Annotated in this window: 18 protein-coding genes, 1 pseudogene and 4 CRISPR repeat arrays; of the genes and pseudogenes, 8 read left to right on the plus strand and 11 right to left on the minus strand. The window is 68.1% G+C overall.

Annotated elements, in window-relative coordinates; all coding sequences use genetic code 11:
- Window positions 1-28: 28 nt before the first annotated feature.
- The 4 genes and pseudogenes from OG965_RS00810 to OG965_RS00825 all read left to right on the plus strand — a co-directional run.
- Window positions 29-79: pseudogene (locus OG965_RS00810) on the plus strand (hypothetical protein); the annotation flags it as partial.
- 30 nt (window positions 80-109) lie between these two features.
- Complete coding sequence (locus OG965_RS00815; protein ID WP_371648041.1) at window positions 110-1225, plus strand: hypothetical protein; 1116 nt, start codon at window positions 110-112, stop codon at window positions 1223-1225.
- Entirely contained in the window at window positions 1129-1353 is a 225-nt protein-coding gene (locus tag OG965_RS00820; protein ID WP_371648043.1) for a hypothetical protein, read from the plus strand. The genes OG965_RS00815 and OG965_RS00820 overlap by 97 nt, the downstream gene beginning before the upstream one ends.
- Before the next feature lie 12 nt (window positions 1354-1365).
- Complete coding sequence (locus tag OG965_RS00825; RefSeq protein ID WP_371648045.1) at window positions 1366-1533, plus strand: Rmf/CrpP fold protein; 168 nt, start codon at window positions 1366-1368, stop codon at window positions 1531-1533.
- Window positions 1534-1543: 10 nt separating this feature from the next.
- Here OG965_RS00825 and OG965_RS00830 read toward each other — a convergent pair whose 3' ends face one another.
- Window positions 1544-2092 carry a hypothetical protein gene (locus OG965_RS00830; RefSeq protein ID WP_371648046.1) on the minus strand — a complete coding sequence of 183 codons (549 nt, stop codon included), beginning with the start codon at window positions 2090-2092 and terminating at the stop codon, window positions 1544-1546.
- A 637-nt stretch (window positions 2093-2729) separates the two neighbouring features.
- On the minus strand, window positions 2730-3017 hold the full coding sequence (locus tag OG965_RS00835; RefSeq protein ID WP_371648048.1) for a hypothetical protein: 288 nt from the start codon (window positions 3015-3017) through the stop codon (window positions 2730-2732).
- A 155-nt stretch (window positions 3018-3172) separates the two neighbouring features.
- On the opposite strand from OG965_RS00835, the gene OG965_RS00840 reads away from it, so the two are divergent.
- From OG965_RS00840 to OG965_RS00850, 3 genes are all read left to right on the plus strand, one after another.
- Window positions 3173-3385 (plus strand): hypothetical protein, encoded by a 213-nt coding sequence (locus OG965_RS00840; RefSeq protein WP_371648050.1) that lies wholly within the window; start codon window positions 3173-3175, stop codon window positions 3383-3385.
- 602 nt (window positions 3386-3987) lie between these two features.
- Window positions 3988-5556, plus strand: a complete 1569-nt coding sequence (locus OG965_RS00845) for a helix-turn-helix domain-containing protein (RefSeq protein ID WP_371648051.1) — start codon at window positions 3988-3990, stop codon at window positions 5554-5556.
- Between the two features lie 352 nt (window positions 5557-5908).
- Window positions 5909-6397, plus strand: a complete 489-nt coding sequence (locus tag OG965_RS00850; protein ID WP_371648054.1) for a hypothetical protein — start codon at window positions 5909-5911, stop codon at window positions 6395-6397.
- A 186-nt stretch (window positions 6398-6583) separates the two neighbouring features.
- Window positions 6584-7344: direct repeats of the CRISPR family, unit length 29 nt; unit sequence CGGTTCACCCCCGCCTGCGCGGGGACCAC.
- Window positions 7345-7942: 598 nt separating this feature from the next.
- Here OG965_RS00850 and OG965_RS00855 read toward each other — a convergent pair.
- The 9 genes from OG965_RS00855 to OG965_RS00895 form a co-directional block, all read right to left on the minus strand.
- Complete coding sequence (locus OG965_RS00855; RefSeq protein ID WP_371648056.1) at window positions 7943-8131, minus strand: hypothetical protein; 189 nt, start codon at window positions 8129-8131, stop codon at window positions 7943-7945.
- Between the two features lie 473 nt (window positions 8132-8604).
- The gene (cas6e, locus tag OG965_RS00860) at window positions 8605-9279 is read right to left on the minus strand and encodes a type I-E CRISPR-associated protein Cas6/Cse3/CasE (RefSeq protein ID WP_371648058.1); all 675 of its coding nucleotides are present in this window, start codon (window positions 9277-9279) and stop codon (window positions 8605-8607) included.
- Window positions 9276-10100: a type I-E CRISPR-associated protein Cas5/CasD gene (gene cas5e / locus OG965_RS00865; protein WP_371648060.1), complete on the minus strand. Its 825-nt coding sequence runs from the start codon at window positions 10098-10100 to the stop codon at window positions 9276-9278. The genes cas6e and cas5e overlap by 4 nt, the downstream gene beginning before the upstream one ends.
- Window positions 10097-11272, minus strand: coding sequence for a type I-E CRISPR-associated protein Cas7/Cse4/CasC (gene cas7e, locus OG965_RS00870; protein ID WP_371648061.1), 1176 nt, complete (start codon window positions 11270-11272; stop codon window positions 10097-10099). Before cas7e ends, cas5e begins: the two co-directional genes overlap by 4 nt.
- A 23-nt stretch (window positions 11273-11295) precedes the next feature.
- Window positions 11296-11970, minus strand: a complete 675-nt coding sequence (gene casB, locus OG965_RS00875) for a type I-E CRISPR-associated protein Cse2/CasB (RefSeq protein WP_371648063.1) — start codon at window positions 11968-11970, stop codon at window positions 11296-11298.
- Window positions 11971-11997: 27 nt separating this feature from the next.
- On the minus strand, window positions 11998-13608 hold the full coding sequence (casA, locus tag OG965_RS00880) for a type I-E CRISPR-associated protein Cse1/CasA (protein WP_371648067.1): 1611 nt from the start codon (window positions 13606-13608) through the stop codon (window positions 11998-12000).
- A 65-nt stretch (window positions 13609-13673) separates the two neighbouring features.
- Complete coding sequence (locus OG965_RS00885; protein WP_371648070.1) at window positions 13674-16403, minus strand: CRISPR-associated endonuclease Cas3''; 2730 nt, start codon at window positions 16401-16403, stop codon at window positions 13674-13676.
- A gap of 1073 nt (window positions 16404-17476) precedes the next feature.
- On the minus strand, window positions 17477-17851 hold the full coding sequence (locus tag OG965_RS00890) for an HD domain-containing protein (RefSeq protein ID WP_371648072.1): 375 nt from the start codon (window positions 17849-17851) through the stop codon (window positions 17477-17479).
- Window positions 17841-18179, minus strand: a complete 339-nt coding sequence (locus OG965_RS00895) for an HD domain-containing protein (RefSeq protein ID WP_371656808.1) — start codon at window positions 18177-18179, stop codon at window positions 17841-17843. Before OG965_RS00895 ends, OG965_RS00890 begins: the two co-directional genes overlap by 11 nt.
- A gap of 229 nt (window positions 18180-18408) precedes the next feature.
- Window positions 18409-19107: a CRISPR direct-repeat array (repeat unit 27 nt; unit sequence CGGTTCACCCCCGCCTGCGCGGGGAGC).
- Window positions 19108-19377: 270 nt separating this feature from the next.
- Window positions 19378-19712: a CRISPR direct-repeat array (repeat unit 29 nt; unit sequence CGGTTCACCCCCGCCTGCGCGGGGATCAG).
- Window positions 19713-20613: 901 nt separating this feature from the next.
- Between OG965_RS00895 and OG965_RS00900 the strand changes: the two genes are divergently transcribed.
- On the plus strand, window positions 20614-21123 hold the full coding sequence (locus OG965_RS00900; RefSeq protein ID WP_371648075.1) for a hypothetical protein: 510 nt from the start codon (window positions 20614-20616) through the stop codon (window positions 21121-21123).
- Window positions 21124-21193: 70 nt separating this feature from the next.
- A CRISPR array of direct repeats spans window positions 21194-22132; the repeat unit is 25 nt; unit sequence CGGTTCACCCCCGCCTGCGCGGGGA.
- Window positions 22133-22461 lie beyond the last annotated feature (329 nt).

Here is a 22461-nt window from a genome sequence, read left to right on the forward strand (position 1 = left end):
CTACGAAGCATCGCAGCGGCAGCGCGCGATCGAGCGCGGCATCAGGAAATGGAAGAACCGCAGCGCCGCCGCCGTCACCCCCGAGGCCAAACGCGCGGCCGAGGCGCGCGTGCGGCAGTGGCAGGCCAAGCAGCGCGAACGCCTGCGCCAGCACCCCGAGTTGATCCGCCGCCGCGAGCGCGAGCAGATCGGCGCCGGCAACCTCCCTCCCAACGGGGGCACAGCCGGACGTACCGGCTCGCCAATCGGCCCGGGGTCGGACCCGTTCGAGGCCGCACGCGTGCGCTCCGGCGACGCGCGCACCCTGCCCGAGATGAGCGAGGCGCAGCTCGGCGCCGCCATCCGGCCCGGGGTCCTCGATCAGCGCGACCTTAACCGCATACGTGCTGAGGGCGACCGGCGCGATGGGCAGATGCTGCTCGGCCGCATCCGCCCGAACGGCAAACTCGCCACGCGTCTCACGGATTTCAGCGATGACGAGCTCGCCCGCTTCTCGGGGCACCTGGGCGACGAGGACATGCTGCAGGTCATGGCGGAGATGGACCGCCGCGACGTCGACGCAGCCCTGCCCGGCATCCGGCGCGACCTCGTCGGCCTGTCCGAGCACGACCTCGCCGACCGGGCCAGGCACGTGGCGGACGACCGCGACGCGATCGGCGCCGAAACGCACCGCCGCCGTCTGCTCGCCGATCTGTTCCCCGCCGGGCGCCTCGCCGCCGACCTGTCCGCGATCGGCGACGACGTGCTCGTGTGGGGCGTGCGGTACGCCGCCCCCGAGGACGCCGCCCGGATCACCGCCGAAATCGACCGCCGCTATCCCGCCCCGCCGCCGGCGGCCGCGACCGGGGCCACGGTCGCCGACACGCTCGCCAACCGGGCCGCGCTCGATCAGGCGATGCGGCCGGTCGCCCTCGATGCCCCGCCGCCGGCCGATCCCGACGAGTGGGGCGCCTACGGCCGCGACATCGAGAAAGGCCCGGACGGCACCGAGCCGAACGCTGGGCGTACGAGAAGGAGCTCGCCGAGCGCCAGGGGCAGACTGCGTACACCCGCGAGGAGATACGCGAGATGTACCGCGAACACGTCTATTTGCAGTGGCTCGCCGCCGAGGACTACACCCGCGGGCACATGCTCACCAAGCAGGCCGAGGCCACCGGTGTCGACCCCGAGTCGCTGTTCTCCGGGCCCGCGCACGTCGCCTACGCCCGTGCCTCCGAGGACCTGATCAGGTTCTGGGAGGACGAGAGCCCGCGCGTCACCCTCGCCGAGTTCACCGAACAGATATCCGGCCTGCGCACCAAGGAGGCCGAGACCGCCCGCCACTCGCGCGAGAACCAGCGCCGCAAGTTCTGACCGGGGGTGATCGTGGGATTCCGCGAGGACACCGTGCGCGCCCGCCAGGCCGGATACACCGCCGCTCGCGCGGGCCGGCCGCTGACCGACTGCCCGCACAGCGCCGACTCCTTGCTGCGCCTCGCGTGGGTCCGGGGATACAAGGCAGCCCACCCGCCCTCGGTTGAAGTCACCGACTAACCCTTTGGCTTCACTTCAGACAAGCTCCGGATTTACGGATTGCGGCTACGAAATTCCTTCCGAGCTCGCCCTCTTTAGAGTTAAGAGTCTGACATAGCCGTTCGTCACGGAACGCATTATAGATGGACTGACTCCATGCGGCCCAGTCATCACATTCCTCTGTATCTTCCCGAGAGCCACGCAGGATTAAATGCCCGTCATCCGGGAAACAGCGCACAAGACCCGGAAGGGTCGCGTACGCATAATCCCAGTAAGTCAGATTCCACTTGAAGCTCGATTTCATCCGCTGCCGCTCCGCCGGATCCTTAACATCCTCAAACGGAACATCCCCGTTGATATAGAGATTCAGCTTTGCATTTTCCGCCGAGAGTAGGACCTCGTCCTGATTGAGGGACTGCTGATATAGCCCATCCAGCCTGGCCGCTGAGACCTGATTTGCAGCCTCTTTCGCCTGGCTCATGGTGGCCACGGTTTGAAAGGACACGAAGACTAGGGTGGCGAGCGCCAGGGCAGCCAGAACTATCTCCAGAATAAACCTGCGCCGCTCAAGGGGTGCCATTGGCGGAATTACCACAGGGGTTGGCTGAGGAGTGGGAGCGCTCGGCGGGTTGGGGGCAGGGGATCCCGAAGAGGGCGAGACGCTACCTGCCATACTCCCCACCCTTCCCGAATTCTCGGGCCGCGCAGAACTTCCTGCCCCCTGCTCGCGTGTCCCACCATATCCGCGCAGACAGCGACACGGAAGAGGGAGGCCACATAGAACGTTCGTCCATTAAATCAAGTCACACGACTCCTCTTACATCTCTCTTTTCTCGTCACTTTTCCATTCGGAACGAGGCATTCAACGCCATGCCAGATACCTGCGTCGTCGACTCTTTGCCGATCCACACTCGCACGGGCGATACCGCTCTCGGATTCCGGCGCGATGGCCGCCCGATCTGGCCGATCAGGGGCGGTTCCGGGGAGAGGGCGACCCGGGCGGCCCAGCGTCACCCAATGAGCAGGCCCAGCCGCCCAGCGCACCGGCCACGCGCACCCCGTCGGCCCCGGATCCAACGGCCGAGCAGCAACTCGCCGACGCCACAGCCCGCGCCGAGCAGGCCGCCGCCGAGCTCGACGAGCTGCGCCCCGCCCTGGACGCGGTCACCAAGGCGCTCAGCCCGAACGGCGCCGAGCCCGAGCAGGACCCCGCCGCACTAGCCGCCGCAGTTGCGGAGCGCGACCGGCTGCTGAGCGAACATGCGTCCGAGCTGCGGACCGCGCGCGTCGAGCTCGCCGTCGCCCGCGCCGCCGCCGACCAGGGCGCGCGCGGCGACCGTCTGCTCAACTCGCGGTCTTTCCTCGCCTCGGTCGCCGGCTTCGACCTGGTCGACAAGGAATTCGGCGACAAGCTTGCCGCTGCGATCAAGGCGGCCGTCGACGCCGACCCCGACCTGTACCGAGCGGTCCCGACGGGCCCGGCGCGCGGCGGCGCCGAGTTCCACGGCGCCCCAGCGGGCGAGCGGCGCCCCGCCACCCTGCATGACGCCATCGCCGCCCGCCTCGGCGGCTGACCCACTTCTTTCTGACTGGAGATCCGCCTATCGCAATCACGCTGGCCGACGCCCGGCTCAACACGCAGGACGACATCGACCTGACCGTGATCGATGAGTTTCGCAAGTCGTCGTGGCTGCTCGACAACCTCACCGCCGGCGTGCACATCCTGCTCGGCTCGCTCTGGTCGGGTGTACTGATCGCATGCGCCCGGGCCTTCCGCGCCGGCCTTCAACGGCCCTCAGCGCGCAGGATCCTCGACCGGATCAGCGGCACCGTCATCGCCGGCTTCGGCATCCGCCTCACCCTCGGCAACTGATCACCACCACGTCCCGGGGGAACACGACCACACCACGGACACCACCACGAGACCGGTCCGCCAACAGCAGGCCGGCAGACCAGGCGGCTGGCCGGGGGCCGAAGCGGTGGGCGGCAACGGCCTCGCGGGAGACGGAGCGGCCGCCCGCCCAGCCCGGCCGCGACGGCACGCAGCGAACTTCACCGGCCGCAGCTGGCTCACTGACCGGGCTCTACCCTGCCGCCGATCCATTCAAGGGACTTCCTCCACAGGCGTGTTGGGCTGCCGTCAAGGAGTCGGCGGACGATCAGCCGGATCCGCAACCGCCTGGCCGGCCCCCTGAGGGGTCGGCCCCCTCGCTGCGGCCGGCCAGCACGGATCCGGTGGCGAGCCGGGGGCCGCCCCCGTCGATGACTGTGGCTGCCGGGTGGGCGACGTCCGGTGCCGCGGCGAGGAGATGAGCGAGACGGGTCCGTGGTGCAGAACGGAAACCGGCCTGCGGCGCACGGTGCAGGGGCGGAAACAAAACGCCGCTTCCTGTGCACAGGCGACAGACCAACCACCCCAGATGGTGCACCGGGACCATACCTGAAGCACCACCGGGGCTCCTAGCGTTGCCGACCATGACAGGCCAGCTGACCTGGACCCACACCCCATCAAAATCCCGGAACACCACCCCGCACCCCCCTGCCCGCGGCAGCGGGCTGACCACTTCACCCCAAGCCTCGACAGCCGCCCCCACCAGCGAGGACCAGCGCCTGCGGCCCCCGCCCACCCGACGGGGACCGCTCAACGCTCACCGGCGTACCAGGCCCGCTGATCTGCTCGAACCGCTGGGCCCGTTGTCCCCGCGCATCCACCAGCTCCTGACCGAAGGTGACCGGCACGGCACCTACACCAACGCTTCCCTCCAGCGCGGCGGCCACAACAGCGCGGCCTCCGACCACGCCTGGGCCCTCACACGTGCTGTGGCAGCGGGTGCGGTGCAGGCGGGCTGGAGCCGCGCCGCGTTCGTCCAAGTCCTCCTGGACGGCCCCTACCCAGCCGGACAAGCCGCCCGCGCACTCCAGCACCGGCGTGGTTACGACAAGGCTGTCGCCTGGCTGCACCGGGCCTTCGACGGCGCCCGCCACTACCTCCAGACCCGTGACCCGCTGTGTGGCCGGCAGGACTTCCACGCCGCCCTCGCCGCCTACCGCACCCGCATCGAACGCACACCCTGGCCAGGCACCGCCGCCAAAACCGACCTGCGCAACCTGATCGCCCGCCTCGACATCTGCACCCGTACAGGAGGCTGGGACCACACCGTCTCCGAACGCGACCTCTCCGAACGCATGGGCTGCGCCCGCACCACCACCCACCGCTCCAACCAACGCCTCCTCCGTGCACGGCTGCTCCGCCAGCTCGACCACGGCACCCCCACCGAAGGCGCCCGCTGGATGCTCCTGCCCCCCACCGGCACCGGCCCCCTCAACCTGTCCCACGGTGAGTCCACCCCCCAACGGCCCCAGGCTGGGGGGGCCATGAGTGGACCCACCATGAGACACACCCACCACAACACACACCACAACACCGAGGGTGACGCCGACCTCGACTCACACACTGCCGCGCGATTGATGGGCCTGGATGCCTTCGCCCACCGCGGGCTCAGCTCCAGCGGACTCGCCATCCTCGCCGCACTCGCCGAACACGACGGACAAACCCTCACCGAACTCCAGGCATCCGCCTCCATCTCCCGCGCCACCACCTACCGCCAACTCACCACACTCACCCACCTCGGCCTCACCCAACGCGAAGGGGAACTCCTGCACTTGGCTCCCGCAGCGCTCGCCGGAACAGGCCAGCCCGGCCCCCACTGCGAACAGCCCACCACCGACTGGAGCGACGTGGCAAAGCGTCTGGGCGTCCACGGCATAGGTGAACGCAGACGACAACACCACCACACTGAACGCGCACGATGGCACCACACGCGACGACTACTGGCAGCCCGGAACAGACGAACGCAACCACCGCCCCATCCGATGCCACCGGTTCACTTCACACAAGCAGCCAACACCACACACGCCGCTCCCACAGCACCAGAACATCCCACGCCTCCAGAACACATCCCCCACAGCCCCCACCATCAGAGAGCCCCCTCTCCAACGCCATCCACGCACACAGAACCCGCGCACCGCTCACCCGTCCCCTAGGGACCAGAAGCTGAGGAGGCCTTCGGGGCGGGGCGAACGCACAGCCGGGCAGACCATCCCCGCCAACCTGTGCAACAGCCGCGAAGAAGTCAGACGGCCCCCGGCGCCCTGTCCCGGCCGACGCCCCCGACTCCGCCCGCGCACTGCCTCAGCAGCGAACCACTCACGACAGGCGATCGGTGTGTCAGTCATTCACCGCCAGCGTCTCGCCGCTGCGCCGCACGGCTGATTCCCTCCCGAAGAAACCCCGACCGTGGGGGGCGAGCGGCGGGTTGACGTGCGCGGATGACGTGGCGGGTTCAGGGTGGTGGGGCTGGAGTGGCGAGTGCCTGGAGGACCTCCGCACAGCCCGATGCAGCAGCCCGGCGGCGAGAACAAGCAGCCCGCACGCCGACGGATACGACCGTGGCTGACGCATACGGCGGCGGCCACGGTGGGGCTGCTGATCGGAGCGCTGGCCGCCTCCGTGGACCGCTCGTCCTCCCACGACAGCGCAACGCCGACGGCAACGGTGACAGCCACGCGCACCCAGACGACGGCGCCATCGCCGGCGACTGCTCCGGCACGCTCCCAGCAGGCAGGACGCGTCAAAGCCGGGCAGATCCCGGGAGACGGCGTCTTCCTCATCGGCCGCGATATCGAACCCGGCACCTACCGCAGCGAAGGCCCCCAGGGCGACCCCATCACCTACTGCAACTGGGCCCGACTGAGCGGAACCAGCGGCGAGAGCAAAGACGTGATCAGTTCCGACTCTTCCAAGGGTGCCGAGACCGTCACCATCGCCGCCACCGACAAAGCCTTCCGCAGCAACAGCTGCCAAACACGGAAGAAGACCAACTGAGCAACATCCTCGACCACTAATCATGAGCCACCAATCCGCTGCCATTCCCGGGCGAAGGCGGCCTCATCCGCGCTGCCGCCCCGTCAGCAGGCCCACGACCTCACGGCCCGTCGCGGAGACAGGGCGCAGACCACCCAGCCCGCGCGAGGACCACCACGATGACCAGGCCGCCCGCCGTACGTACGGCGGTTCACCCCCGCCTGTGCGGGGACCACTCGCCCTTCTTGCCGATCGCGTGGCACAGCTCCGGTTCACCCCCGCCTGCGCGGGGACCACAGCAGCCGGTCCTCCTCCGAATACACCGCCACCGGTTCACCCCTGCCTGCGCGGGGACCACGCGAGCTGGTCGTTCAGGCGCTCGGACTCGGTCGGTTCACCCCCGCCTGCGCGGGGACCACAAGTAGATCGTCCCCCGGCCCGACGCGTTGAGCGGTTCACCCCCGCCTGCGCGGGGACCACGCCCGGTGCGCGCGGTTCTCGACCTGGTGAAGCGGTTCACCCCCGCCTGCGCGGGGACCACGATGAGGAGGTCGTCGGGCATGGCGCGGGCCCCGGTTCACCCCCGCCTGCGCGGGGACCACACGGTGTCGCCGTCCGGGTGCGCGGTGTGCGGCGGTTCACCCCCGCCTGCCCGGGGACCACCGCTGACGCCACGGAACCCCTGCGGCCTGCTTCGGTTCACCCCCGCCTGCGCGGGGACCACGGCGTAGGGCTTGTGGGAGAGGACGCACCGGTCGGTTCACCCCCGCCTCCGCGGGGACCACCCGGGCACGCGGCGCACCGTGTCGACGTGCGCCGGTTCACCCCCGCCTGCGCGGGGACCACCCGTCTTCGGCCCTGATGTATAGGAATTCGTACGGTTCACCCCCGCCTGCGCGGGGAGCAGTGGATCGTGCCCGCGTACGCCAGGCCCACGTGTGGTTCACCCCCGATCGCTATCACCCCATCTCTCGGACATGCTAGGCAACCCTTCGCCGTCCCGGACTGCGGTCCCACCGTAGAGCGAAAGACTTAATTGAGTCCGCCGTGAACACAGGGCCCGCACCGATGCGCCCGATCGGACGCGGGAAGTCTGGATGACCTCCGTCCAACTGAGCCACCCTCTGCCTCGACACTCCCAGTGCTGCGGCTGCTTCCCGATACCCCATCAACTCTTGCGGCCCTGGGTGATCCCGTTCAGCATCAGCTCGTTCCGCCGTGACCACGCGTAGATCTGTGAGAACGGGAATCTCTCCGAGCACAGACTCAAACGCCTGGTAGGCGGCCGCAAGGGCCCTCCGCGTAGCGCTCGCCAGGTCGGGAGCTGCCAACCTCCATACCAACAGGAGGTGTCGGTTCCCTTCTTCAAAGCGGACGAGTCCTGGAATATGCCGGTGTAGCTCCTCGTACTGCGCTTCGTCCGGGACGTCGACTGCATCAGCGTTGACCGACGCCCTCCACTCCTGATCCATGCCCTTCTCCTTCTGCCTGAGGGGTGCTCGCATGACGGTGACGAACGGAGAGAGGCGGGGGCCTGGGCGGCTCCTGACCCCCGCTAACGCGCGGCTAGTCCTTCGCTGGAAGGACCAAGCCTGCGCCGCTCAGCAAATTGATCAGGTCCAGCCACTCGCCGAAAGTCTCCGGCGTGCGGTAGGCCGTGATCATGGTGCCGCCTCGGGAAAACATCCACATACCGCTGCCGGTTTGCCGGCTCTTGAAGCCCTGGGCCTCTAGAGCCGCGAGAAGCGCGTCCATCCGATCCGTCATTCCGATTCCACCCCCAACCCTTTCCAAAGTCAAGAGATTGAGGAGGCACCGTAGCGTCAAACCTTTCCATGAGCAAGGTTTCCAGGTCAGGGCGTTATGCCCGTCTCACGCCCGGAGAACTACTCTGGGGCAAGGGCTCAAGGCAGCACCCCGACGGTTCACTCCCGCTTGCGCAAGGAGCTGTCCATTGCGTCCCGGTCGCTGCCGAGCGAGTCCGGTTCACCCCCGCCTGCGCGGGGACCACGTGCCCCGCCACACGGGGGCGACGCCGATCTCCGGCTCACCCCCGCCTGCGCGAGGATCAGTCATTCCCGCCCGTCCCGCCGCATCAAGATCCGGTTCACCCCCGCCTGCGCGGGGACCGGGGTCCAGCAAGCCCGCAGAGAAGGCCGGTACGTGGATTCCTCCCGCCGTAACTACGGCTTCTCGGAAGACGTTCAGGTCATCTTCGGGTCCATCACTCACGACCGCTGCCGTATGGGCGCAAGTGTCAGCAGACCGCATCCGTATGCCTTGCCCCGGCCGATACCTGCCGCGAGTTTCTCGCGGAGTAGGTCGGCGTCGAGGACTCGGGCCATCCCGTCGAATTGTGTGCGGGAATGCTGAATTTGCTGCTTTGCGGCGGCACCTTTGGAACCTCGCGGACCGCGTACCGCGTCGAGCGGCTGGGCGTTGACGTGCAGAGGTTCCAAACCAGCGGCGGTGGATTGGCGTTCCCACCATTCAACGGCAGCATTACCGCTCAAGGCGACGACCGGAGGGAGGTTGTACGCCTCCCGAGAGGTGACCCCTGGTTTGCGCACGGGATTGGCCACGCAGCGGTAGTTGACGATTTGCCCCTTGTGCAGCTGCGCCAACAAGTCGTCAAGGATGCGCGTTTCGACTTCTCCGTAATCCGCTGGCAGGCGGGAGGGAGCCGGCTCTAGGCGACTCTGCAGGAGGATCTGCGGTCCACGCACGGTTTCCTCAGCACGGAACAACACTCCGAATGCCGCCCGGGCCGGGCCTTCGACTCCGTCGGGGAACAACTGCATCACACGTTGGTGCAATCGGATGCCCTGGGCATTGCCGCTGAGATCTCGGCGGGCCTCGGCAGAAGTGGGTGAGGGCAAGATGCGGGTCAGCCACACAGTCACCAAGTCCTCCTCTGCGGATGGGAGATGTGGGTATCGATATAGCTCTGGAGCTTCTCCAAATAGCCGGTGCCGAAGCCTTCGTATCTTGCATCCGGAAGGTACGCGGCACGCCGGTACAGCGGCCGGGGCCGGTACAGACGCTCCAGCGGTGCGAACGACATCGGCTCGTCGGTGACTTCGCCGCTGTGGTGGTCACCGTCACCGCTGTCTGGGGCGTCGGTGTTCACGGGGAGCACTCCGAGCGGTCTGTCGCCGTAGAACTCGATCGGCTGCGGGCCGCCGCGCGGTCTTTTGGCTGCCAGCGGCATCCGGACCAGGTGCTGCAGCGGATCGTCCACGGTTCCCAGCAGTACCGGACCCTCTGGCGGGCAGGACCGGCGGCCGAGAAAGAGGGGCCAGTGCGGGTCGCGCAGGGCACTGGCGCATGAGTGAAGCAGTTCTTCATCGTCGGACGTGAGCGCGAGGGTGAAAGCGGCGTCGGCCAGATACTGGCGCTTGGAGACCAGAGTGCCCTTGCCCTTGGTCCTGCGTTCCCCATCAACGGTGATCACCGTCTCATCGGCGGGCAGCCCACCGCCTACGGTGTGGAAGTCGGACAGCACGACGCCGGGTCGGTCGACACGTACCGTCATCGACAGTTCCGTGAGGTCGTCCAAGGGTGCCTGGCGCTCCCGTCCGAGACCTGCGGCGAGCAAGCCCACGACGCCGGACCGGGTGGGGAATCGGGCTGTGTCGCGGCGCAGGAATTTGCTGTGGGTGCCCCAGGACTGGAGTGGGCCTGCCAGGCGCAGCAGCAGACCGCGGGCGGGGTTTTCGGTCACTGCGGCGCCTCGGCGAGAGCGATGCCGATGGAGGTGGTGACGAGTGCTTCGAAGGACGCGTGGCGCTCGCCGAGGTGCTCCAGCTTGTCGAAGTGGAGGGAAGCGTGTGCCGCGTGCAGGACCCGCTCGGGGCCGAGGAGTGTGTTGGCAGCCTTGGAGTAGGCATCGACGCTTTGCACGGAGCGCCCGACGTAGCCGCCGTGTTCGGCAGACCGTACGGGCTCTTCGAAGGCTGCGGCGAACGACAGGGGCCGGTCGGAGCGGACGGCCACGTGGACCAGGTGAGGGAGCGTGTGCGGGGCCGTAGAGTTCTTCTTCGCCTGCGGTAGCGATTCGATGAAGGAGAGCAGGAACTGGCCGGCGAGCTCGCGGGCCGCCTCCAGGACCATGTCTTTGTCGTCGCTCAGGTTCTTGATGAGTTCCTGGAGATCAACGGTGGCGAACCGGTAGAAGGTGCCGGTGCTGAACTCGGCGGTGCCCATGTGACCGCTGCCGGTTTCGTCGCCCCTCATCGCGGTGACGTCGTCAACGGCCGCGAAGTAGTCGAGTTCGATCTCGGTGGTGTGCGTGGTGAAGGCATGCGCGACCTGGACGGCACCGTCGACATCGGCCCGGTCGACCTCGGCGAGCATGCGCCCGAAGAGGTTGATGACGCCGTTCCTATTGGTCAGGACCTTGTCGATCTTTCCTTTCAGAGCGCTCTCGGGCTTGGTCTTACCCCTCCCGGTGAAGTCCGTGGTGAGCGTGTCCTTGTGGGCTTCGGCGATGTCAGCAAGTTCCTCGACAGCGCTCTCGGCGAGGTAGACAAGCGCGTTGGTCAGGACCTTGTTCGTGATGGGCTGCTTGTCTTTCCCCTTGGCCACCTCCCACTTGATGCTGCTTCCCGCCGCAACATGCGCACCCGCACGTTCGGCAAGGGCCTTCTCCCATCCACGGCTGCAAAGCACTTCGGCGACCCGCTCGCCGATGCGGCGTGTGCGCAGCGCGTTGTCGCCGAGCGTGTCCTGGAAGTGCTCGCGGATGGCCCGCTTCCAGGACTGGCTGGAGATGCGGGTACGCAGGGCGTCGCCGTAGAGCATGGTTTTCACCGAGTTGGTGTCGTCCCGGTTCAGGTTGGCGTAGGGCACGGGTTGGACGACGTGGATGTCGATGAAGCGTGGCTTGCGGTCCATCGCGATCTCCTGTGGTGAGGGGTTCAGTCCTGATCGGCGCGGGCGGTGATCCGGTAGAAGTCCTGCAGCCAGCGGCGGCTGATGCGCCCGGACTGGTAGGGCCAGTCGACGAGGTCTGTCAGCAATTGGCCCCAGTCGATGGTGGCGTCAGTGGTGCGTACCTGGTTCACCGCGGCAGGGAGGTGAAGGTGGATGCCGCGGAGGCTCTGCCGCGTCAGGAGATTGAGGCGGCTCTCTGCGGCACTCATCCGCATGGAGGCACCCTTCGCCATGACGGCATGGCCCAGCGTGGCGCCGAACGAGGGGCCGTAAGGGGCGGGCTCGGGCGCGGCGGCTCCCTCGTCCGCTTCTCCGTCCTCCTGAAGTACTTGCTGCGCCACCGCTCCCACTTGGTCGGCGGTGTCTTCGTCGTCTTCCTGGTCCGTCGCGAAGGCGTGCCGGGGCTGGGCCGCGATCAGGGCGGCCACTGTGTAATGTGCCTGCGCTGATCTGTCGTCGCACCCCTGCGGCAGTAGCGGCGTCAGCAGCCGGTGCATGGCGCGGGCGCGCGGGTGGTTCAGATCGCGGCGCAGTCCCGCGCGCAGCGCTGCGCGGGCGCCGGGGTCGGTGCGGCACAGGCGTTCGATGTGCGCGGTGAATGCGGCGAACGCAGCACGATTCCTTGGGTGCTTGTTCGCTTCAGGGGCTTGGAAGGTCATGCCTGTCCTCGGGTCGGCGGACGACGGTCACGACTTCTTGGCCGCCCGTCTCGTCTGCGGTTGCTCCATCGCCTTGTGTGGGTCTTTCAGGGCGGCTAGGAGGATCGCTTTCGCCCTGGCGACGGCCTTCGCGCCTCGTGGGGTGCGCGTCACGGAGTCGGTCACCGTCTCGTAGGCATCGAGCGCGTGTCGCCCGAAAGCCCTGCATGTGGCGTCGAAATCGAAGCCGGAACCCTCGAGACCGTCCAAGCGGTTCAGTTGCCGAAATCGTGACCAGAACTCGTCCTCCGCCGACGGCCAGTACCGTGCCGTGACCGCGTCCAGCCATGCTCCCGGATCATTCTTCTTGTCAGCCGTGTACTTCAGCCAGGCTTCCTTCGTGGCCTGCTCCAGCCGGCCTCCGAAGAGCTCGCCGAGCTCGCGGAGCTGACGCACGGGCAGGTCTGTGTTCGCCACGTCTTCCTCCACTCGGGTAAGGAGGACCGGGGTCGTGGAGTCGACGTATTGATGGTTGGCCGCCTGGCTGGAGTCCTGTTCGAAGCCGAGCGCGCGTACGCGCAAGTACTCGCTGACGTCGAAAGCGTGGTCCATGACCCTCGGCTGGATGGGGCTGGAGTCATCCAGCTGCTTGAGCAGAAGGGCATCGATGTCCCGCCACAGAGATCGGGAGGCGCGTGCGGGCCGGGGGGAGCTCTTCCCCTCCTTGTCGATGTCCCAGATCAGGTAATCGTCTTCCGGCCGGATGCGTTCGGCGTTGTAGGCCCAGGTGATGTACGCGTCGGCGGTGTGCTGGCCATCCTCGTCAGGGACGAGCAGGAGAGCGTGCTGTGAACAGGCGGTGAGCCGGGAGCAGGGACCCTGTGGCTCGGGCATCGGCTGGAGCGGGTCCGGGAGGTCATCGCGCTCCCAGGGACACAGGTCGCTCATTCGGCTGACGTCGCCGTCCGGCGGCGTCAGACCTGCCAGGAGCGTGAGGAAGAGGTTGTCGCACTCCGGGTGATACGACAGCGCAGCGCGCAGTGGTGAAGCCTTCGCGTAGTGGTGGCTCACCTGGCCGACCGCACGCCTCGAGAGGCCGCCGGGAGATCCCCAGTAGTGCCAGGTCAGCAACGACAGTGCCGCCTGCGAAAGGTTGGGGAGTACGAGCTGGTCATGGCTCCAGTGCCCGAACCAGGAATGGTTGTTGCCCGCTGACCGGCTCATGACCAGCTTGTGGACCCCGGCGGTGCGGTTCCTGTCGCACTGGTCGGAAAGGCGAGGGTCCTGAAGCCAGGGACGATCGCGATCGAACAGGTCGAATCGGTGAGTCCACTGGTCGAAGTAGCCGGCGATGCCGGCCTTGCGGCCGTCGGGGAGTTCGATGCTCTGCTCGGGAAGACCCTGCTCAAGGATTTCCTCCCGCCGGTCGCCCCAGCTTCCGGGACCGGCCTCGTCCAGCGCGGTGATCCGGGCCGTGAGCGCGTACAGCAAGCGCAGCATCGCAGAGTGAGCCGGAGCCTCCGGAATCAGCAGCGTGCGGATCTCTCGGGCCTGCAGGAACAGGCTCCTGAGGCCCACGTGAGATGGGCCTGACTTCCCATCCAGCCATGCGACCGGAATCCATGGCTGTTCGATCAGATTGGACGCAGGCGTGGACACGCCCCTCCCCCCGTGGCCGGACTTCCTCCGAATGCTAGAAGGACGTACCCGGGCGGCGTGGGCGGTTACGGCAACGGATCAATTTTCAGGCCAAGTTCACTTATGCAGAAACGGTGGGTCGGGCTGACGTACACCCATGCACCGTCTTCCCGCCTCAGGTTCAGTCGGAGAACATTCTGGAGGGCGGCCATGTCGCGCCAGGCGGCGTTGGCATCGCCCTCCACACCCTCGACAAGTCGCTTCGGCACCGGTATCAGATAGGGGACGAGCTGGCCTGGATTCGGTCTCCTCTTAGGGCGGCGTTGCTCAAGTTTCTGCTCCAGGACGCCGTCCTCCAACAGGTACACCGTCTGCCCCTGCTTGTCGGGCCCGGGGAAGAGGCAGACCACATGCACCACCTCCTCACCGAGCACAGACGAGAGCAGCTCGGGCTCCAAACCGGGGTGGCAGCGGCTGAGCAGACCGAGGTCACCGTCGAGCTCCCGCGGTCCAGGCACCGCCAGCCAACCCGCAGTACCCCTGGCTCTGCGTTCCCGCACCGCGCGCCGGTTGTCGAGCTGCTGGAGCTCACGCGCCGCGGACTCCCCCAACCCGTCGACGAGCTCGTCGGCGTACACCTCATCCAGCAGCAAGGGCAGTTCTCCAGGCAGCGAAATGGTCCTGCCGGCCCCCAGGATCAGGTCAGTGCGCCGCACCAGCGCGGCCTCGTCCCGTGCGGACACGTTGTCCGCTCGGAGCACCACCAGCCTTGGCCGATCACTCACGCTCTGCGCCGCGCGGGCCAGCAAGGCCGCGAGCGGTGCCAGTCCAGAGATGACGAGGTCAAAGTGCAGACCCCGGACATGTTCCAGCATCGGCGTTGTCACCAGCACGGAGGGCCTGGAGACTCTACCGTTGGGGGCGAAGGCGTTCCGGCAGGCTGCAAGCCGCTTCCATCGGTCCTTGTTGCGCATCTGTTCATGGATCAGGGTCACATCAAGGCCGGGCAGATCCTGTGTGAGCTGATGGAACGTGCGGATGGCTTCCGCCGGCGTCGACCGGTAGACGACGGCCCGTCCGCTGCCTTCTGTGACCACCGGTGCAAGAGCCGCCCGGATCTCGGCATACGGCGAACCGTCAACGACTGTGATGCCGAGCGTGCGGCCGCGCGTGCTGCCGGCAGGCTGCTGAGGCAAGTGCCCGCCTCCCGACCGGGCATCCACGAACGACCACCCCGGCGAGCGGCGAGGCTGGGTCACCGGCTCCTGACCACCACCTGCGCCCCGGCGGTAGGCCGCCAGCATCGCATCCACGGACGTGTCCGCAGCCGTCGCGGCCAGGACAACCGGTATCCGCAACGCAGCAGCCCACTCCAGGAACCGGAGCATCAGCTTCTGCCCCCAGGCGCCACGGGCATGGGCTTCATCCACCACGACGACCTTGCCGGAAAGGGCAAAGAGCCTCATGACGTTGAACTTCACCGGCATGACAGCCTGCAGAAGCTCGTCCACCGTCCCCGTGCCGAGCGCAGCCAAGAGCGCGCGGTGATGGGAGTTGAGCCAGCTGTTCGCTGTCAGGGCCCACTCCTCACCAGGCTCCGCGCTGACTCCCCCGGCTGCGTTGGCGTGCGCCCACTGCTCCGCGGCTTCCGCCGGCTTCAATCGCGAAGAGCTGTGTAGCAGCAGCGACCGCCAGGGCCCGGTCAGCGCCTGCCCGGCGAACGCGTGCACCTGCGCCATGTGACTGTCGGCCGCTGAACCGGTCGGCACGGCGTAGAAGAGGCCCCGCGCATTCGCTGCATGCCCAAGGACGGCCGCTGCGCGAAGGACCGCTTCGGTACGGTCCTCTGACGGCGAAGCAGTCACGACCACCAAGCCCGGCCCATGTTCGGCTACCAGATCAGGCAACTGGCGAGCCATGCTCACCCCAAGACCCGTCTCCCCCACGCCCTGTGCAGACTCTGACGGCCGGGCGAAACCCGTCCCGAGCAGGTCCGCCTGCTGCACCAGACGGCGAGCCGCCGTGCGGGCGATCTGCCAGTAGGCGTCCAGGTCTTCGGGAGTTCCAGCCCATCCCTCGTCCCTGAGCCGGGTCAGGATCTCCTCTTCGATACTGGCCAGCCAGTCCGACAAGGTCACCAACCCCGTCAGGACAACAGCCGCCTCCGGCGTCATCCGCCCCTGCGGAACCCAGGTCGCCCCGACCACTCTGCGTACCTCCTTGAAGTGGAGCCGGCGCTGCTCCTCCCAACTGCCCGCGCCCATACCGGGGTGACGCGCAACGGGGCACCTCGAGTCCTTGTCGTAGACCACCGGGTGGAAACGGCCACCGTGCCCACCGAGGAGCTGGGCCACCGCATGGCTGAGCCGGGACTGCGGACGCCGCCTCGAGTCCGGATAGCCGCTCTCCCTGAAGGCCCCCACCAGCCACCAGTGCGCCGCCGCTTCGTGCGACTGCCTGTCCTGCGCGGCACCAGCACCGAACCCGTACCCCGGCTCACCCCTCAGCTCCTGGGCTTGCAGCCTCTTGTCCGCGTGTTTCGGTCCATTCGAGTGCAGTTGGAACGGCACACTGATCTTCCCAATGTCATGCAGCCCCGCCCAGAATGCCGCGAGCGCACGCGCCTGCCCAGGCGAAACCTGCAGCGACTCCACCACCATGCTCCGCTGGTGCGCGGTCAGTAGTTCATCCCAGACCAGCTCGGCGACGGCCGCCGTGTCCAGCAGGTGACAGATCAAAGGATGCGTGTGATCTGCACCGCGAGCGTTCTGGCCCAGTCCGGCATGTTTGCCCCACAGGCGGGCATCCAGGGGCATAGTGCTCCTTGTCACAGGTTCAGTGCAGGTGTGCCTCAGCAGAACGCAACAGAGCGACCCTTGCCTGCAACATCGCCTCGCCCTGCCGCGCCCCGCGAGGACCGACGGAGGGGAATTCAGTCAACCGCAGGCACTCGAACTGGTCCTGCGCGTAGAGTACTTACTGCTGCACGTCTCCCTGGGAGGTGCGCGGAATCCCATTGGCTCTCCCGCCGACGGCACACCGAGATGAACGCACGACCCTCTCGAGGGATGTGGCGCAACCTCGGCCCTGTAGGCGCTATGGAGAAACAGTGTCCAGGTTCCCGCAGAAGTTCGTCCAGCGACGCGAGGTCCTCCTCGAGGTCTCCCGCGTCGTGGTCAGCGCGGTACTCCGTGTCCTGATCAACGAACTCGTCAGCTGGCTCTTGTGAGCCAACGGTGACGGACCCCAGGGGTCCGTCACCCCTTTGCATAACGGCGATGCCCCGCAGGCTGGCCACTCTCCGCACACCCGAAGTCGACCCAACGCCTAGGTTCACCCCCGCCTGCGCGGGGACCACTTCAGCTGTCGCCTGTAGTCGGTGAGCGTGGCCGGTTCACCCCCGCCTGCGCGGGGAGCGGACATCCTCAGACAGGCGGCGCGTGTACGTATGCGGTTCACCCCCGCCTGCGCAGGGACCACAGGGCGATGCACTGCACCAGCGCGGCTTCCGTCGGTTCACCCCCGCCTGCGCGGGGACCACCGGTGCAGGACGCCCGTTTCCTGGTCCGCGCCCGGTTCACCCCCGCCTGCGCGCGGACCAGAGTAACGACGCGGTAGAACGCCGTCTCGGTCTTCCCCTCCCCCGTCGGCGCCGTCACCACCAAGATCCCCGACCATCAATCGCCCCGGACAGCCCCGCCTCCACGCTCTTCTGCAAGCCGTACGGACGCGCGATCTCAGGGAACAACTCAGCGAAAGTGCCGCTCCGCAGGGCCGCCCACCCCAGACCCGCTTCCTCCTACAAGTCCGGTACTCCACGCATCAGAGCCCGCGCATGGCCAGCCAGTGACGCACGGGAACCCACATCCGCTTGGCCAGCAAGGCGTATTTACTGCCGGAGGATGACGTGCTCCTGGCTGGCGATCCAGTCCGAGACGATCACCATGCCGGCGATGACCACAGCCACCTCCACCGGCAGCGCCCCGCAGGCCGGTACCGCAGGCCCACCCAGCACCTCGTGCAGCGCCGCCACATGCTCCCACCGCTGCTCAGCCCAGGCACCGGCCCCCAGCTCCCGTGTCACGCTCAGCGGGTCCTGCAGATCACGCAGCTCAATCCCCTGCGGGTAACGGCCGTGATGCCCGCCCAGCAACTGCGGCACCTGCGCGAGCAGCAGCCGCGCGAGCCGCCCGCCCGACTGCGGATATCCCAGCCGTGCCAGCAGCTGCGGCAGGGCGCGGTGAGTGGCGTACTCATGCCGCACAACCCCTGAACCGCCCCCGGACAGCACGCCCGTCCGCATACGCCGCCTCGTCGAGGAAGCCGCAGGCAGCCGGCCTGGTCCGAGCCGCGAGCCGCTGGAAACCCGGCGTGATCTTCCCCAGATCGTGCAGACCCGCCCAGAACATCACCACGCCACGGGCCTGCTGCGGCCCGAGCTTCAGCGCCTCGGCGACGCGACGCTGCTGGGCGGCCGAGAGCACCGAGTCCCACACCGTCCCGCACACCACCGCCGTGTCCACCAGATGCCCCGCCAACGGATACGGCATGGGCAGCCCATCAGACTTTCCCCATAAGCATGTATCGACCATCACTCCCCCACCCCGAGCCCAGCAGCAGGGCAGTACTCCACCACACGCCACAGACAACGCCACAACACACCAGGCCAGACCCCCCACCGACAACACGCCCCGCCCCCAGGGACGTTGACGAGAACACCAGCCACTTCCCCCCACACAGCCGCTCACCGCAATCCCGCCCCGAACCACTACCGCCTGCCGCTACCACAACACCGCCAAAGCGCCCGCGCCTGGCCCGATCTGGCTCACCCCCACCTGCGCGGGGAGCGGGGCGATCTCGCAGAGGCGAGCCACGTCCTGAGCGGTTCACCCCCGCCTGCGCGGGGACCACATCGGGCAGCCGTCGTGCCGCCACGTGGAGTCCGGTTCACCCCCGCCTGCGCGGGGAGCGGACCCAGCTCAAGACCCAGGTTCGCCAGACCGGCGGTTCACCCCCGCCTGCGCGGGGAGCGGGCCTGCACGGCTTCACGGAACCACGTGAAGTGCGGTTCACCCCCGCCTGCGCGGGGAGCAGGTCGCAGTGAAATCGTCGCGTCGTTCCTGGCGCGGTTCACCCCCGCCTGCGCGGGGAGCAGGGCCGGCCGCTGGTGACCAGCGAGTCCTGCGCCGGTTCACCCCCGCCTGCGCGGGGAGCAGGCGCACAGGCGGTGGGAGTCGGGGTGATGGAACGGTTCACCCCCGCCTGCGCGGGGAGCAGTAGTTCGAGGAGCGCGGCGAGGTCGGCTGACGCGGTTCACCCCCGCCTGCACGGGGAGCAGGGCGCACAGGCAGCCGTTGAGCCAGAGGGCGCCGGTTCACCCCCGCCTGCGCGGGGAGCAGGCCGAGCTCTACGCCCTGCGTCGCGAGTACTGCGGTTCACCCCCGCCTGCGCGGGGAGCAGGGCCTGCTGGCACGCCGAAAGGTACTGCCCGACTGGTTCACCCCCGCCTGCGCGGGGAGCGGGCTTCCTGACCTGCGACGCTGAAGACCCTTTGCAAGTTCTTGACGCATGCCACTAGGGACCACTGGAATCTCCTCACTCACTGACGAACTGCACCGAGGCTCCAGCATTTTAGACAGGAAGTCTCGCGAGCCCAGCCGACCGCTCACCAACGGCGGATACCTGTAGAGAGGCAAAAGGGGCGCGAGGGTGCCGGCGAATGTGAGCTCAACAGCACAGCCCAGGCGCCCGGGATCAGCACCGCGTCCACAACGCCTGCTCTGCCACGTTCGGTTCACCCCGCCTGCGCGGGGATCAGGTCCTGGTCACCGATTCCGTGGATTTCCTGGGCGGTTCACCCCCGCCTGCGCGGGGATCAGCGGCCCGAGCGGTACATCAGATCCACGTAGCCCGGTTCACCCCCGCCTGCGCGGGGATCAGACGCTCCTCTTGACTGATGCGGACATGGTGGGCTTGGTTCACCCCCGCCTGCGCGGGGATCAGGGCGAGCAGTCTTCGCAGGGCATCCGCCCCTCCGGTTCACCCCCGCCTGCGCGGGGATCAGCTTCCCGCTGGCCGCGCCAACTGCCGTGCGGACGGTTCACCCCCGCCTGCGCGGGGATCAGGCTTCCTGAGCTGCTACATCAAGACCGCTTTGCCGTTTCTTGGCCAGCAAGTCCCGGATCGAACATCTCCCCCCTCACTCCACGGCTCCCACCATCTCACCCATCACCGCTGACGTCAGAACATCGCCAACAGCCTCCGCTCCAACGGCGCTCAGCACCGCCAGCACTCGACACCTCCCCACCGGCCGTACGGGCCAAGCCCGACCAAGCTGCTCGCACGTGCCTCACAGTGGGGCGGTATTGCAGGAGAGTGCGCAAAAGATCACGGGATCGATGCGAGATGGCTGCCGCGACCAACGCTTCAACGGTGAGGACCAGACCTCGCTGTAGACGACGCCCCCGGTGCACACCACGGTAACGAAATACAAGATGCACATCTCCCGGCTCCGGTACTGCCGCAGCCGGGGGCCACCGTGCCGCCGAAGAGCCCCCGCCGGCCTCAGGGTCGACGGCGAAGACCCGCGGTTGAACGGCCCAGCGGGGGCCAGGATCACCTGCCAAAGAGTCCATACGGCTACCCGTGCCGGGGAGCGTTGCCGAGCGGGTACCGAAGACACCGTGCGGCCAGCCGGCGCGGGAGCTCCGCCGGACGCGATGCAGGGCGTGGCCTGGAAGTCCTTCTCACCGCGCAGGCACCAGCCATGCTGCACCCCGCCGTCCCCCGACTTCACGCCAGTGTCGGCGCTGCCCCTGGCAGAGGCTTTCGGCTCCGAACCGATACCTGCTCCCCTCGACAGTCTCAACACCAGCCTGTGACGGGATGTTGGTCACCGCACCCGCGTCTCCTCGCTGCGCCGGATGGCTGTTTCCTGCCTCACAGGAACCCAGCAGTAGTGGCGCTGCGGCGGGTTGGCGTGCGCGGGCGGGGTGGCGGGTTCAGTCTGTGGGGATGGAGTGGCGAGTGCCTGGAGGGCCTCCGCATGGACCGATACAGCGGCCCGACGGCGAGGACGGGCAGCCGAGGAGCAGGCGGATCCGGCCGTGGCTGACGCATACAGCAGCGGCCGCGGTGGGGCTGCTGATCGGAGCGTTGGCCGGCTCGGTGGGGCACTCCTCCTCCGACGGGGGCGCCTCCCCCACGGTGACAGCCACGCGCACCGAGACCGCCGCGCTGCCGCCGACGGCAGCTCCGCCACGCTCCGAGGACGCAGGCCACGCGAAGGCCGGGCAGATCCCGGGTGACGGCATTTCCCTCATCGGGCGGGACATCCGGCCCGGCACCTACCACAGCGAGGGCCCCCAGGGCGACCCCATCACCTACTACACCTGGGCCCGACTGAACAAGACCAGCGGCGAGGGCAAAGACGTGATCAGCGCCGACGCATCCAAAGGAGCCGAGACCGTCACCATCGCAGCCACCGACAAAGCCTTCCGCACCAACGGCTGCAAGACATGGAAAAAAACCAACTGACGCGCATACTCCGACCGTTCAAGCCCAAGCACCTCACGCCCATGCACCCGCCACCAACCAGTACGCTTCCCCCTTCACCCCCGCCTGCGCGGGGAGCGGTGAGCCGTGTAGACCCGGGGGTCGATCCGGTTCGGTTCACCCCCGCCTGCGCGGGAAGCGGCCCACCGATCCGATGGGCATCGACGTCACCACCGGTTCACCCCCGACCTGCGCGGGGAGCGGTCGCGGATGCCGCCGTCCGCGTACGACAAGCCCGGTTCACCCCCGCCTGCGCGGGGAGCGGTTTGCCACGACTCAGATGGAGCTGTCGTGGATCGGTTCACCCCCGCCTGCGCGGGGAGCGGAACGGGCGCAACCTCGGCGTCTACCCGATCGCCGGTTCACCCCCGCCTGCGCTGGGACCACTGCTCGTGTACGGGCCAGCCGCCTCCTCGGGCCGGTTCACCCCGCCTGCGCGGGGACCACATGGCCACGGCGCGCTGCCGCTTTGCCTCAGCCGGTTCACCCCCGCCTGCGCGGGGACCACGTGACCAAGATCGACCTCATGTAGTCGTAGGCCGGTTCACCCCCGCCTGCGCGGGGACCACCTGGACCGCCCCTCGATCCAGGGAGAAAAGCGCGGTTCACCCCCGCCTGCGCGGGGACACGAGCGAGGGAAGGTCTTGACCGCTACGGACGACGGTTCACCCCCGCCTGCGCGGGGACCACTTTGCCCGTCAGGTGGGTATAGGCGATCGGATCGGTTCACCCCCGCCTGCGCGGGGACCACGCTCATCCCGGTGCTCCCCTAGAGTCCAGCGTCGGTTCACCCCCGCCTGCGCGGGGACCACTTGCCGGTCTTGCCGACACCCTCCCCGAACGTCGGTTCACCCCCGCCTGCGCGGGGACCACGCGGTGTGCGGGACCGCCGCGAACCGGGGCGGCGGTTCACCCCCGCCTGCGCGGGGACCACCTGACACCCCGCCCGGCGGTGCCCTACCCTTTCGGTTCACCCCCGCCTGCGCGGGGACCACGCTTCGTGAGCTGGGATTCTTAGGGCGGTTTGCAAGTTCTTGACCATTCTGGATACGCACGAGGCAGCGGGCGCAGGATGTCCGGTCTCAGCACGGGCCAGTTCCCCTTCACTTCCCGATCCCGCAGATTTCGATCATGATGTCACCGGCCCTGGCCGGGAACGCTCTCGCCACAGAACAGGCAATCGCCCCTCCGTCATCTCCAGCAGTCAACGCAGGGTAGCGTCCCGTCAACGCGGCAGCCACAGCCGCAAGTCAACCGGCCGGCTGGGGGGACTGCGCCCATTCCAGAAGGGGGCGGACGGCACGAAACTCAAGGCGACAG

This window comes from Streptomyces sp. NBC_00224, from assembly GCF_041435195.1.
GTDB lineage: Bacteria > Actinomycetota > Actinomycetes > Streptomycetales > Streptomycetaceae > Streptomyces.

What these genes read in the sequence shown, in the direction of transcription:
- cas7e (WP_371648061.1), bottom strand. Translation starts at nt 11,272, where the DNA reads ATGGACCGCAAGCCACGCTTCATCGACATCCACGTCGTCCAACCCGTG.
- OG965_RS00820 (WP_371648043.1), top strand. Translation starts at nt 1,129, where the DNA reads ATGCTCACCAAGCAGGCCGAGGCCACCGGTGTCGACCCCGAGTCGCTG.
- casB (WP_371648063.1), bottom strand. Translation starts at nt 11,970, where the DNA reads ATGACCTTCCAAGCCCCTGAAGCGAACAAGCACCCAAGGAATCGTGCT.
- OG965_RS00885 (WP_371648070.1), bottom strand. Translation starts at nt 16,403, where the DNA reads ATGCCCCTGGATGCCCGCCTGTGGGGCAAACATGCCGGACTGGGCCAG.
- OG965_RS00845 (WP_371648051.1), top strand. Translation starts at nt 3,988, where the DNA reads ATGACAGGCCAGCTGACCTGGACCCACACCCCATCAAAATCCCGGAAC.
- OG965_RS00850 (WP_371648054.1), top strand. Translation starts at nt 5,909, where the DNA reads ATGCAGCAGCCCGGCGGCGAGAACAAGCAGCCCGCACGCCGACGGATA.
- OG965_RS00895 (WP_371656808.1), bottom strand. Translation starts at nt 18,179, where the DNA reads ATGGTCGATACATGCTTATGGGGAAAGTCTGATGGGCTGCCCATGCCG.
- OG965_RS00855 (WP_371648056.1), bottom strand. Translation starts at nt 8,131, where the DNA reads ATGGACGCGCTTCTCGCGGCTCTAGAGGCCCAGGGCTTCAAGAGCCGG.
- OG965_RS00830 (WP_371648046.1), bottom strand. Translation starts at nt 2,092, where the DNA reads ATGGCACCCCTTGAGCGGCGCAGGTTTATTCTGGAGATAGTTCTGGCT.